Consider the following 12678-nt stretch of genomic DNA (forward strand, 5'->3'; position numbering starts at 1 on the left):
CCTTCGCGGGCTCCCCCCCCCCCCCCCTCCCGCCTCCCCCCCCCCCCCCCCCCCCCCCCCGCTGCCCCCCCCCCCCCCCCCCCCCCCCCCCGCCCCTTCGGGGCGGCCCCGCCGCCCCTTCGGGGCGCTGCCTCTTCCCGGCGTTTACCAGGCGAACGCCTCCGGGGACGGACCCGGGCCCGGGAAGATCTCGTCCAGGCCGGCCAGCAGCTCCTCGCTCAGCTCCAGCTCAACCGCCCTGAGAGCCGACTCCAGCTGTTCGGCGGTGCGCGGGCCGACGATCGGGCCCGTCACACCGGGGCGGGTCAGCAGCCAGGTCAGGGCCACCTCGCCGGGCTCCAGGCCGTGCTTGTCGAGCAGGTCCTCGTAGGCCTGGATCTGGGCGCGGGCCGCCGGGTCCCTGAGGGTGTCGGCGGCCCGGCCGGAGGCGCGGCGACCGCCCTGGACCTCCTTCTTGATGACCCCGCCCAGCAGGCCGCCGTGCAGCGGCGACCAGGGGATGACCCCGAGGCCGTACTCCTGCGCGGCCGGGATGACCTCCATCTCGGCACGGCGCTCGGCCAGGTTGTACAGGCACTGCTCGCTGACCAGGCCGATGGTGCCGCCGCGGCGGGCGGCGGTCTCGTTGGCCTGGGCGATCTTGTAGCCGGGGAAGTTGCTGGAGCCGGCGTAGAGGATCTTGCCCTGCTGGACGAGGACGTCGATCGCCTGCCAGATCTCATCGAACGGGGTGTTCCGGTCGATGTGGTGGAACTGGTAGAGGTCGATGTGGTCCGTCTTCAGCCGCTGAAGGCTGGCGTCCACCGCGCGCCGGATGTTCAGCGCGGAGAGCTTGTCGTGGTTGGGCCAGGCGGTCTCGCCGTCGGCGGCCATGTTGCCGTACACCTTGGTGGCGATGACGGTCTTGTCGCGCCGGCGGCCGCCCTTGGCGAACCAGTTTCCGATGATGGACTCGGTCCGGCCCTTGTTCTCGCCCCAGCCGTACACGTTGGCGGTGTCGAAGAAGTTGATGCCCGCGTCCAGCGCCGCGTCCATGATCGCGTGGCTGTCGGCTTCGTCGGTCTGCGGACCGAAGTTCATCGTCCCGAGGACGAGTCGGCTGACCTTGAGTCCCGTGCGTCCGAGCTGCGTGTACTCCATGGTCCACAAGCCAACGACTTCGAGTGCGCTCTATGCAAGGGGGGTTGGCGGCAAGGGCTTTCAGGGACGCGTGCCCGGGTGGGCTCGGTGAACCGCTCGCCGGGGCCGATGCGGTGTCAGAGGCGTGCCGTAGGGTGCCCGGAGCCGTATCACCCCTGGAGATCACGTGTCCGTCCGTGCCCGGCTCCGTACCGTCGTCCCCGTGCTCCTGCCGTCCGCCGAGGCGGACGTCCCCGAACTGCTCGGCATGCCGGGCCGCCGCCTGCTGGCCCAGCGCGGCGACGACGCGCTCGTGGTGCAGCCGCTGGACGACGCCTTCGCGCCGGCCGGGGACCGGGTGCGCGTGCCCGCGCCCTGGCCGCGCCGGCGCGGGACGTGGGCGGTGGCGCCGGACGCGAGCCTGGCCGTGTTCGCGGGCGTGCACGCGGTGCGGGCCGTGGAGCCGTCGGGGGCGACGCGCTGGGAGGTCCGGCACGGCTGCTGGTACGGCGCCTGCCGCGAGCTGCACCAGTCGTACGAGGAGTACGGCGACCGCGCCGACCACCGGCACCCGGACGGCGGTTCGGCCGGGTTCTCCGTGGACGGGGCGTACGTCTGGGCGCACATACGCGGGCCGCTGGCGGTGGGCGAGCCGGCCCCGGACGTCGTGGACGAGTGGCTGCTGCTCGACGCGCGGGACGGGCGGGTGCTCGCGCGGGCGGACGCCGAGGCCGCGGCGGCGGGCAGCTTCCATCTGCCGCACCCGGCGGATCCGGGGCAGATGGGGCTGAGCATCGGGGAGGGGCAGGACGGGGCGCCGCTGCGCTGGGGCCGCTGGGACGGCACGGAGCTGTCCGTCACGTATGTCGAGGGCGATCTGACCCTGCTGGACGTGAGTCCTTCGGGCGAGCGGCTGATGACCGTGACCCACGACCAGGACGCGCTGGCGGTCCGCGACAGCGGCGGCTCGGTGCTGGAAGGCCTGGAATGGGACGCCGAGAAGGCCGTCCCCCGCCACCCGGAGGCCGAGCCGGACAACGACGAGGCGCTTCCCTACTGGGACTGGGCGGGCGGCTTCCTGGACGAGACGACCCTGATCTGCTCGACCGTCGAGGGCGACGAGGAGTGGGGGCGGGGCCGGCACTGGCTCCTCGACACGGCGGGTGCGCGCACACCGGTGGAGGTCGGCTACCCGGTACCGGTCGGCATCCGGCCGCCCGTGGCCGGCCTGGGCGACGGCAGGTGGGTGACGCCGGCGGACTCGGGGGAGGCGTTGTACGTGTGGGACTGGGCTAGTTGAGGGGGAACTGGTCGGTTTTGATGGTGAGGCGGAGGGGGGTGGTGGTCATGTCGACGTCTGTCCCGTAGCCGACGCGCAGTTCACAGGTGTACTCCCCCTTCTTCGGCTCGGTGTACACATGGCACTTGCCCTGGTAGGGGTCGGCGATGAGATACACGGGGACCTCGGCGCGGGCGTATGCGGTCTTCTTGGGCCCGTAGTCGTTGTGGGCTGTCCCCTTCGAGATGACCTCGGCGACGAACTCGACGTCTTCGTAGCGCCAGCGCTCCTCGTCGTCCTTCGTTGCCCCTTCGCGGAATTTGGCCACATCGGGGCAGAAGCCGTTTTGGTGGCCGGGGAAGTCGATGCGGACGTCCGACAGCACCAGCGCGCGCCTTCCGAACCGATCTTCAAGCGCCCAGAGAATCTCGCGAATGGTTTGCCAGTGGATGTCCCGCTGCGGCGTCATGAAGACACTGCCCCCCACGACCTCGACCTTGTATCCCTCGGGGACGGGCATCCGCTCAAGCCGCTCGAACCACTCGTCCAAGCGCCTGGTGTTGGCGTCGGCCATCTTGATCTCAATCCTGTCTTCCAGGACGGTCATCGTGGCGCTCCTCCCCGGCCGCCTCAACGGTGGGTGCAGCCGCGCGGTACAACGATAGGCACCGCACCCCGGAGACGCCGGTTTTCGGTCAGCTTGTTCCTGCCGCGTACATCTGTCCGACGCCCCACGCCTCCCGCATCGCTCCCGCGAAAGCCTCCGCGATCAGGTGCTCCCCGCGCGCGTTGGGATGCGTGCCGTCGTAGGTGTCGGTGTGGATGTCGTACCCCTCGGGCGGCGAGGCCAGCAGGAGCGGCGAGCGCGGCTCGTCCAGGTCGGCGACCGCCTTGGCGAGCAGCACGTTGAACCGGTCCACCTGCTCGGCGAAGGGCGGGTCCCACTCGGCCCGGACGTTCGGGATGACCGGCAGCAGCACCATCCGGATGCGCGGGCCGGCCTCCCGGGCGCCCGCGACGAAGGCCCGTACGTTCACCGCCGTCTGCTCGGCGTTCGTGTAGAAGCCCAGGTCGATCAGGCCGAGGGAGACCAGCAGGACGTCGGGGCGGTGGGCGCGCACCGCGTCGCCGATCAGCGGGGCCATGTGCTGCCAGCCCTCGCCCCAGCCCGCGAGGTGGGCGCGGGGGAAGCGGGGTTCGGCGTAGGCGAGGGACGTCGGGGCCTCGGCCTGCTTGTCGTACAGCGTCTCGCGCGGGCCGACGAAGGTGAACGGGCCGCCGTACGTCGCGCGCAGGTGCTGCCACAGCCGGTAACGCCATGTGTGTTCGCCCGCGCTCCCGATCGTCATGGAGTCGCCCACGGGCATGAACCTAAGCATCCGGTCATGATGGACGATCTCTGTGACACATGGGGCCGGTGGTGGCTGTGAGGCCGACCACGTCCCCCGGTCCCCGTCGGCCATGTGCCCTGAACCCCCTGCGGGAGTGGCAGGCTTGGGGCATGCGTCGATCGTTCGCCGTCCTCACCGGGGTGCTGCTCGCCGGTGCCTGCGCGCTGCCCGCCTCCGCCGCCTTCGCCGACGGAACCGCCGATGGAGCGGGCGACCAGGGGTTCACCCTCAAGGACCCGCGGATCACCGAGTCCAGCGGGCTCGCCGCCTCCCGGCTGCACCCCGGCATCTACTGGACGCACAACGACAGCGACGACGGGCCGTACCTCTACGCCGTGGACAGCGCGACCGGAAAGACCGTCGCCCGGATCACCCTGCGCGGCATCGGCTCCCCGCGTGACGTCGAGGCCGTCTCCATCGGGCCGCACAACGAGATCTACGTCGGTGACATCGGCGACAACTTCGGCGGCAAGTGGCCCTACGTGTGGATCTACCGGCTGCCCGAGCCGAAGAAGCTGACGGACCAGACGGTCACGGCCACGCAGTACGTCGTGAAGTACTCCGACGGGCCGCGCGACGCCGAGTCGCTGCTCGTCCACCCGAAGACCGGGCGCGTCTACATCGTCGACAAGAAGGAGGACGGCGGGCACCTGTACGAGGGCCCGGCCGCCCTCTCCACCTCGGGCGCGAACGTCTTCAGGCCCATCGCCGCCGTCGACCTGTGGGCCACCGACGCCGCGTTCTCCCCGGACGGCCGGGACCTCGCCGTGCGCGGCTACTTCGGCGGCATCTACTACCGCTGGAACGGCGGCCGGATCAAGCGCGAGGGGCGCCTGGAGGTCCCGTTGCAGGGGCAGGGGGAGTCCGTGTCGTACTCCGCCGACGGCACGAAGCTGATGTACGGCAGCGAGGGCGCCGACAGCGCCGTACAGGCGGTCGACGCCCCCGACCGGCCCGACGCCGGGTCGCCTTCCGCGAAGGGGGATTCCGGCGCGTCGGCGGACAAGGGCGGCGGGGGCAGCCTCAAGGTCGGTGCGGTGATCGTCGTGGTCGGCCTGGCGGCGCTGTTCGGCCTGCGCCGGCTGCGGCGGGGCTGAGCGGTCCGCCGGAGCGTCGCACCACGACCGACGAGGGCGCCCGGCGAGTACCGGGCGCCCTTCTGAGTCGTACTGCCGGGAACGGCTACAGCTTCTCGATCACGTAGTCGACGCACTTCGTCAGCGCCTCGACGTCCGCCGGGTCGATCGCCGGGAACATCGCGATGCGCAGCTGGTTGCGGCCGAGCTTGCGGTACGGCTCGGTGTCCACGATGCCGTTCGCGCGCAGCACCTTGGCGACGGCGGCGGCGTCGATCTCGTCGGAGAAGTCGATCGTGCCGATGACCTGCGAGCGCTTGGCCGGGTCGGAGACGAACGGGGTGGCGTACTTCGACTCCTCCGCCCAGCTGTACAGGCGGGTCGAGGAGTCCTTCGTACGGGCCGTGGACCAGGCGAGGCCGCCCTGGCCGTTGAGCCACTCCAGCTGCTCGCCCAGCAGGAAGAGGGTGGCGAGGGCCGGGGTGTTGTACGTCTGGTTCTTGCGGGAGTTGTCGATCGCCGTGGGGAGCGAGAAGAACTCCGGGACGTGCCGGCCGGAGGCGTGGACGCGCTCGGCGCGCTCGATCGCGGCCGGGGAGAAGACGCCGATCCACAGGCCGCCGTCGGAGGCGAAGGACTTCTGCGGGGCGAAGTAGTAGACGTCGGTCTCGGCGATGTCGACCGGGAGGCCGCCCGCGCCGGAGGTGGCGTCCACGAGGACGAGCGCGCCCTCGTCGGCGCCGGCCACGCGCCGGATCGGCATGGCGACACCGGTGGAGGTCTCGTTGTGGGTGAAGGCGTAGACGTCGACGCCGGCCTCGGCCCGCGGCTCCGGGTGGGTGCCGGGGTCGGCCGAGATGACGGTGGGCTCGGCCAGCCAGGGGGCGAGCTTGGCCGCCTTGGCGAACTTGGAGGAGAACTCGCCGAAGCTCAGGTGCTGCGACTTGTTCTCGATCAGGCCGTGCGTGGCGATGTCCCAGAAGGCGGTGGAGCCGCCGTTGCCGAGGATGACCTCGTAGCCCTCGGGGAGGGAGAACAGCTCGGAGATGCCTTCGCGGACCTTGCCGACCAGGTTCTTCACCGGCGCCTGCCGGTGGGAGGTGCCCAGCAGGGAGGTGCCGGTGGCGGCGAGGGCGTCCAGCGCCTCGGTGCGCACCTTGGAGGGGCCCGCGCCGAAGCGTCCGTCGGCGGGCTTGATGTCAGCGGGAATCTGGATGTCGGCCACGGGACGAGGTTAGCCGGTGGCGGAAAGCGAGGTGGAGACGTGTCCGTTCGATGAGACGAGATCACCGGGACGTGGACTTGTGAGGTTGTACGACGATACGCGCGGGCCTGTGGAAAACATGCGGTGACTGTCCGTGAGCGGATGCATCCTGGACGCATGACGGATCGAGCGGGTGTTGCGGGGACCGCCGGGGGCGCCGGGGCCGGGGGTGCCTGGGGTGCCGGCGCGGGTGCTGGTGCCGGTGCCGATGGTGCTGACGTGGCCGAGCTGGCCGGTGCGCTGCGCGCGGCCGTGCGGGGCGAGGTCGGCTTCGACACCACCGCCCGGGCGCTGGTCACCATGGACGCGTCCAACTACCGGCGCGTGCCCCTCGGGGTCGTGGCCCCCAGGGACGCCGGCGACGTGGCCGCCGTGCTGGAGGTGTGCCGGGCGCGCGGGGTGCCGGTGGTCGCGCGGGGCGGCGGCACGTCGATCGCCGGGCAGGCGACCGGGACCGGCGTGGTGCTGGACTTCACCCGGCACATGACCGGGCTGCTGGAGCTGGACCCGGGCAGCCGCACGGCCGTCGTGCAGCCGGGGCTCGTGCTCGACCGGCTCCAGGAGGCCGCCGCCCCGCACGGGCTGCGGTTCGGCCCGGACCCGTCCACGCACAGCAGGTGCACGCTCGGCGGGATGATCGGCAACAACGCGTGCGGCTCCCACTCGGTCGCCTGGGGCACGACCGCGGACAGCGTGCGGGAGCTGTCCGTCGTCACCGCGCGCGGGCAGCGGCTGCGGCTCGGTCCGGGCTGGGCGGGCGCCCCGGACGGGCTGCGGGAGCTGGCCGAGGGCGAACTGGCCCGGCTGCGCACGGGTTTCCCGGACCTGCCCCGCCGCATCTCCGGGTACGCGCTGGACGCGCTGCTGCCCGAGAAGGGCGCGGACGTCGCCCGCTCCTTCTGCGGCTCCGAGGGCACCCTGGGCATCCTCACCGAGGCCGTGGTCCGCCTGGTCGAGGCCCCGCGCGCGCGTGCCCTGGCCGTGCTGGCGTACACCGACGAGAGCGCGGCCGCCGAGGCCGCCGCCGGTCTGCTGCCGTTCCGGCCGCTCACGGTGGAGGGCATGGCCGCCGACCTGGTGCCGGCCGGCGCGGGGCTGCCCGCCGGGGGCGCCTGGCTGTTCGTGGAGACCGGCGGCGAGACGGCGGCGGAGGCACGCGCGCGTGCGGAGGAGATCGTCCGCGCCGCCGACGTCGTGTCCGCGCTGGTCGTCACCGACCCGGCGGACCAGCGGACCCTGTGGCGCATCCGCGAGGACGCGTCCGGCACGGCCACCCGGATGCCGGACGGCACGGAGGCCTGGCCCGGCTGGGAGGACTGCGCGGTGCCGCCCGCCCGCCTCGGCCCCTATCTGCGCGACTTCCGCGCCCTGCTCACCGCTCACGGCCTGCGGGGCACGCCGTACGGCCACTTCGGCGACGGCTGCATCCACGTCCGCGTCGACTTCGACCTGCTCACCGAGGCCGGCGTCGGCCGCTTCCGGCGCTTCTCCGAAGAACTGGCCGACCTGGTGGTGGCCCACGGCGGCTCCCTGTCCGGGGAGCACGGCGACGGGCAGGCCCGCGCGGAACTGCTGCCCCGCATGTACGGCGAGGAGACGGTACGGCTCTTCGAGCGGGCCAAGGCGGTCTGGGACCCGGACGACCTGCTCAACCCCGGCATGCTGGTCCGCCCGGCCCCGCTCGACGCGAACCTCCGCTTCTCCGTCCTGCCGAGCCGCCCGGTCGACGTGGCCTTCGGCTACCCGGCGGACGGCGGCGACTTCGCCGCGGCCGTCCGCCGCTGCGTCGGCGTCGCCAAGTGCCGTACGACCACGGCGGCCGGCCCCGCCGTGATGTGCCCCTCCTTCCGGGTCACCGGCGAGGAGGAGCACTCCACACGCGGCCGGGCCCGGCTGCTGCACGAGATGCTCGCGGGCGAGGTGATCACCGACGGCTGGCGGTCCACGGAGGTCCGAGACGCCCTCGACCTGTGCCTCTCCTGCAAGGGCTGCCGCTCGGACTGCCCGGTCGGCGTCGACATGGCCACCTACAAGGCGGAGTTCCTGCACCACCACTACGCCGGCCGCCGCCGCCCCGCCGCCCACCACAGCATGGGCCGGCTCCCGGAATGGCTGCGCTGGGCCGCCCGCACGCGGATCGCTCCGCTGGTCAACGCCCTTGCGCGGGTGGGTCCGTTGGCCGGGCTCGGCAAACGGCTGGCCGGAATCGCACCGGAACGGGAGATCCCGCGACTGGCGACACAGACGTTCACGGGGTGGTGGCGCAGCCGGGGGCCTGACGGGGGTGTCGGGGCCGCCGGGGGTACCGGGGACACCGGGGCCGCCGGGGCCGCCGGGGCCGCCGGGGGTACCGGGGCTGCCAGGGCTGCTGCCGGGGTGCTGTCGGATGGGAGCGCGGGGGACCGGTCCGCACCGGGCGCGGGGGGTCTGCCCGCACCGGACGTGGGGGGTCTGCCCGCACCGGACGTGGGGGGCCTGTCCGCACCGGGTGTCGGCGACCTGCCCGAGTCGGGCGCCGGAAACCTGGTCGTGCTCTGGCCGGACACCTTCACCGAGTATCTGGCGCCGTCCGTCGGCCGGGCCGCCGTGCGGGTGCTGGAGGCCGCCGGGATGCGGGTCGCCCTGCCGCCGACGCTGCTGCTGCGCCGGGGAGCGATCGCGGACGGCAGGACCAGGGCGGCCACCGCGCTGCTCGCGGCCCGCCGGGCCCGGGTCTGCTGCGGACTGACCTACCTCTCCACCGGCCAGCTGGACCGCGCCCGCACGGTCCTGCGCCGCACCCTGGACCTGATGGAACCGGTGCTGCGGGCCGGGGTCCCGGTCGTCGTCCTGGAACCGAGCTGCGCCGCGGCCCTCCGCACCGACCTCCCGGACCTACTGCCCGACGACCCGCGCGCCGCACAACTGTCCGCCGCCGTCCGCACCTTCGCCGAGACCCTGGAGCGGCACGCCCCGCACTGGACCCCGCCCGCCGTCGACCGCCCGGTCGCCGGCCAGACCCACTGCCACCAGCACGCGGTGCTCGGCGACACCCCCGACCGCCGGCTGCGCGCCGCCGCCGGCCTCACCGGCGACCTGAGCGGCGGCTGCTGCGGCCTGGCGGGCAACTTCGGCTTCGAGAAAGGCCACTTCGAGGTCTCCCGGGCCTGCGCGGAGGAACAGCTCCTGCCGTCGGTGCGGCAGGCCTCCCCGGACACGGTGGTCCTGGCGGACGGCTTTTCCTGCCGCACCCAGCTGGAGCAGCTCGCCGGAGTCCGGGGCCGGCACCTGGCGGAGGTGCTGGCCGAGGCGCTGGACCGGCGCGCGGGGGATGCCGAATGACCCAGCGGTACGGGCGGCACCGGCCCGCGGGGGGTGCCGGGTGACCCAGGAGTACGCACGCGTGGCCGTGCTCTCCGACATCCACGGCGTGCTGCCCGCCCTGGAGGCGGTCCTGGCGGAGCCCGAGGTGGCCGCCGCCGAGCGGATCGTCCTCACCGGCGACATCGCGGCGGGCCCGCAGCCGGCCGAGGTGCTGGACCTGCTGCGGGAGCAGGGCGGCCGGGTGCTGTGGATCGGCGGCAACGCGGACCGCGAACTGGTGGAGTACCGGCGGGGCGAGCGCGCGGAGATCCCGGACCCCATCGGCCCGTACGCGGCCCGGGCACTGCGCGCCGACCAGGTCGACCTCCTGGCCGCCCTGCCCGGCACCCTGACCCTGCGCGTGAGGGGCCTCGGCCGGGTCCTGTTCTGCCACGCCACCCCGCGCGACGACGAGGAACTGGTCCTGGTCGACTCGCGCCCGGCCCGCTGGACGGAGGTCTTCACCGGCCTGCCGCCCGACATCGGCACGGTCGTCTGCGGCCACACCCACATGCCCTACGTCCGGCTGGCCCACGGCCGCCTGGTGGTCAACCCCGGCAGCGTCGGCATGCCCTACGGCCGCGCCGGCGCCCACTGGTGCCTCCTCGGCCCCGGCGCCGACCTGCGCGTGACGCCGTACGACATACCGGCGGCGGTGGCCCGGCTGACCCGGGAGTGCGCCTACCCGGACATCGCCGCGTGGGCCGACCACTTCCTGCACGCCCGGGCGACGGACACGGAGGTGCTGGAGGCGTGGGGACCGAGGGACGGCCGGGACGCTTCGTAGGGTGAGGACACCCGCGATCTCCACGGACGCCGGCGGCATCGTCACGAAACCACCGTCAGGAACGCAGGCGTCCACGTCGTGGAACCGGCCTCGCCCTCGAAGGAGCCCCCATGTCGCTCACCCTCCGCCCCATCACCCGTGCCGAGCACCTCGCCTTCGTGGCGGAGCGGCCCTCGGCCAGCCATATGCAGGTGCCGTCGTGGGGGGACGTGAAACCCGACTGGCGGGCCGAGAGCCTGGGATGGTTCGAGGCGGACGGGCGGCTCGTGGGAGCGGGGCTGGTGCTGCTGCGGCCGTTGCCCAGGGTGAAGCGGTATCTGGCCTATCTCCCCGAGGGGCCCGTCATCGACTGGCACACGCCCGACCTGGAGCGCTGGCTGGAGCCGATGCTGGCCCACCTCAAGGCCCGGGGTGCCTTCTCGGTGAAGATGGGGCCGCCCGTGGTGGCCCGGCGGTGGAGCCCGGAGGCGGTCAAGGCCGCGATCGCCGACCCCGGCGCGCACCGGCTGCGCGATGTGCCGGCGACGTCGTACGAGCCGGGCCTGGACCTCGCCGAGCGGCTGCGCCGTATGGGCTGGCAGCAGACCGAGCCCGGCGGGGAGGACGGGTTCGCCGCCGGACAGCCCCGGTACGTGTGCCAGGTCCCGTACGCGGACCGGTCCCTGGAGGACATCCACCGCGGGCTCAACCAGCAGTGGCGGCGCAACATCAAGAAGGCCGAGAAGGCGGGCGTGAAAGTCGTCCGGGGCGGGCTGGAGGACCTGCCGGCGTTCTACGACCTCTACACCGAGACCGCCGGACGCGACCGCTTCATCCCGCGCCCGCTGCCGTACTTCCAGCGCATGTGGACCGCGCTCACCGCGGAAGATCCCGACCGGATGCGCCTCTACCTCGCCCACCACGACGGGGACCTCCTCGCCGCGGCCACGATGCTGATCGTCGGCGGCCACGTCTGGTACTCCTACGGCGCCTCCACCAGCCGGAAGCGCGAGGTGCAGCCCAACAACGCCATGCAGTGGCGGATGATGTGCGACGCCCATGAACTGGGCGCGCACGTCTACGACTTCCGGGGCATCACCGACACCCTGGAGGAGTCCAACCATCTGCTCGGGCTGCTCCGTTTCAAGGTGGGGGCGGGCGGTGAGGCCGTGGAGTACGTGGGGGAGTGGGACTTCCCGCTGAACCGGCTGCTGCACAAGGCGTTCGACCTCTACCTGACCCGGCGCTGAGGCCGCTCTCAGCTTCTTCGCCGAACTCCCAGCTTTTCCGAGGGGATTCACCGGAGTCGAAATGAGCTTCACCGGCCTGGCCCAGCTCGGCCTCACGGTCACCGCGGCCACCGCCGGCGCCGAACGCCTCATCGAGATCCTGGACGTGCGCCCCTCGGTCGCCGACCCCGGGCGCGGCGCGGAGGTGGGCCGCCCGGACGGCACGGTCGAGGTGCGGGACGTCTCCTTCCGCTACCCCGGCGCCGACCGGACCGCCCTCGACGGCCTCTCCTTCTCCGTCAGCCCCGGCGAGCTGGTGATCATCACCGGCCCGAGCGGCGCGGGCAAGTCCACGGTGTCCAAGCTGCTGCCGCGCTTCTACGACCCCGACCGCGGAGAATCCTCCTGGACGGCGTCCCCCTGCGGGACTTCCCGCTGGCCCGGCTACGTGAGTACGGCACACTGCTTCCGCAGGAGACCCTGGTGCTGCACGACACGGTGCGCGCCAACATAGCCTGCGGCCGGCCCGGCGCCGGCGACCAGGCGATCGAGGACGCGGCGAAGGCGGCCGACGCCCATGACTTCATCCTGCGGCTGCCCGACGGCTACGACACCCGGGTCGACCCCCATTCGGCCCGGCTCTCCGGCGGCCAGCTCCAGCGCCTGGCCATCGCCCGCGCCATCCTGCGCGACGCGCCCGTCCTGGTCCTGGACGAACCGACCACCGGCCTGGACGCGATGGCCGCCCGCCGCGTCGTCAAACCCCTGCGCCATTTGATGGCGGGCCGGACGACGATCATGATCACGCACGACCTGAACCTCGCCCCCGACGCCGACCGCATCCTCGTGGTGGACCGGGGCCGCGTCGTGGAGACCGGCCGCCATGACGAACTCCTCGCCCGGGGTGGCGCCTACGCCCGGCTGCACCGCTCGCGGAACAACGCGGTCCTGGACACGGGAGAGCTGCGCATGCCGCTGTGGGAGGAGCGGCGGACACCGGCACCGGTGCACGAGTACGGGCAGGGGTACGGGAACGGGCACGGGTACGGGTACGGGTACGGGTACGGGCACGATGTGTACGCCCAGACGTACTCCCCGACGTTCGGGAGCGTGGGACACGTGCCCTCGGCCCCGCCGGACGGCCGCCCGCTGTTCCTGGACGAGGAGGCGTGGCCGGGCATCTGATCCCAGCATCCGGGACAGTCCCGTCAG

9 protein-coding genes and 1 pseudogene are annotated in these 12678 nt (G+C 73.1%); 6 read left to right on the forward strand and 4 right to left on the reverse strand.

Annotated elements, in window-relative coordinates; genetic code table 11:
- Nucleotides 1-144 precede the first annotated feature (144 nt).
- Nucleotides 145-1140: an aldo/keto reductase gene (locus tag ACZ4WH_RS39845; protein WP_468190216.1), complete on the reverse strand. Its 996-nt coding sequence runs from the start codon at nucleotides 1138-1140 to the stop codon at nucleotides 145-147.
- 166 nt (nucleotides 1141-1306) lie between these two features.
- On the opposite strand from ACZ4WH_RS39845, the gene ACZ4WH_RS39850 reads away from it, so the two are divergent.
- Nucleotides 1307-2419 carry a hypothetical protein gene (locus ACZ4WH_RS39850; protein ID WP_468190218.1) on the forward strand — a complete coding sequence of 371 codons (1113 nt, stop codon included), beginning with the start codon at nucleotides 1307-1309 and terminating at the stop codon, nucleotides 2417-2419.
- Here the strand turns inward: ACZ4WH_RS39850 and ACZ4WH_RS39855 are convergent.
- Together ACZ4WH_RS39855 and ACZ4WH_RS39860 are read right to left on the reverse strand one after the other, a co-directional pair.
- The gene (locus tag ACZ4WH_RS39855; RefSeq protein ID WP_468190220.1) at nucleotides 2412-3005 is read right to left on the reverse strand and encodes a Uma2 family endonuclease; all 594 of its coding nucleotides are present in this window, start codon (nucleotides 3003-3005) and stop codon (nucleotides 2412-2414) included. The two genes, ACZ4WH_RS39850 and ACZ4WH_RS39855, sit on opposite strands and share 8 nt — an antisense overlap.
- A gap of 88 nt (nucleotides 3006-3093) precedes the next feature.
- The gene (locus tag ACZ4WH_RS39860; RefSeq protein ID WP_468190222.1) at nucleotides 3094-3777 is read right to left on the reverse strand and encodes an SGNH/GDSL hydrolase family protein; all 684 of its coding nucleotides are present in this window, start codon (nucleotides 3775-3777) and stop codon (nucleotides 3094-3096) included.
- A 122-nt stretch (nucleotides 3778-3899) separates the two neighbouring features.
- Between ACZ4WH_RS39860 and ACZ4WH_RS39865 the strand changes: the two genes are divergently transcribed.
- Nucleotides 3900-4886 carry a TolB-like translocation protein gene (locus ACZ4WH_RS39865; protein ID WP_468190224.1) on the forward strand — a complete coding sequence of 329 codons (987 nt, stop codon included), beginning with the start codon at nucleotides 3900-3902 and terminating at the stop codon, nucleotides 4884-4886.
- An 85-nt stretch (nucleotides 4887-4971) separates the two neighbouring features.
- On the opposite strand, the gene serC is transcribed toward ACZ4WH_RS39865, so the two are convergent.
- A complete protein-coding gene (gene serC, locus ACZ4WH_RS39870; RefSeq protein WP_468190226.1) occupies nucleotides 4972-6090 on the reverse strand; it encodes a phosphoserine transaminase in 1119 nt (372 codons plus the stop codon).
- 258 nt (nucleotides 6091-6348) lie between these two features.
- Here serC and ACZ4WH_RS39875 point away from each other — a divergent pair, with 258 nt between their 5' ends.
- The 4 genes and pseudogenes from ACZ4WH_RS39875 (at nucleotide 6349) to ACZ4WH_RS39890 (ending at nucleotide 12651) form a co-directional block, all read left to right on the forward strand.
- Entirely contained in the window at nucleotides 6349-9450 is a 3102-nt protein-coding gene (locus tag ACZ4WH_RS39875) for an FAD-binding and (Fe-S)-binding domain-containing protein (RefSeq protein WP_468190228.1), read from the forward strand.
- A complete protein-coding gene (locus ACZ4WH_RS39880) occupies nucleotides 9440-10258 on the forward strand; it encodes a metallophosphoesterase family protein (protein WP_468190230.1) in 819 nt (272 codons plus the stop codon). The genes ACZ4WH_RS39875 and ACZ4WH_RS39880 overlap by 11 nt, the downstream gene beginning before the upstream one ends.
- A 110-nt stretch (nucleotides 10259-10368) precedes the next feature.
- Nucleotides 10369-11487 carry a lipid II:glycine glycyltransferase FemX gene (locus ACZ4WH_RS39885; RefSeq protein ID WP_468190232.1) on the forward strand — a complete coding sequence of 373 codons (1119 nt, stop codon included), beginning with the start codon at nucleotides 10369-10371 and terminating at the stop codon, nucleotides 11485-11487.
- Nucleotides 11488-11548: 61 nt separating this feature from the next.
- Nucleotides 11549-12651 (forward strand): annotated as a pseudogene (locus tag ACZ4WH_RS39890) (ABC transporter ATP-binding protein).
- The last annotated feature ends 27 nt before the right edge of the window (nucleotides 12652-12678 follow it).

The organism is Streptomyces sp. NPDC029138, from assembly GCF_055564375.1.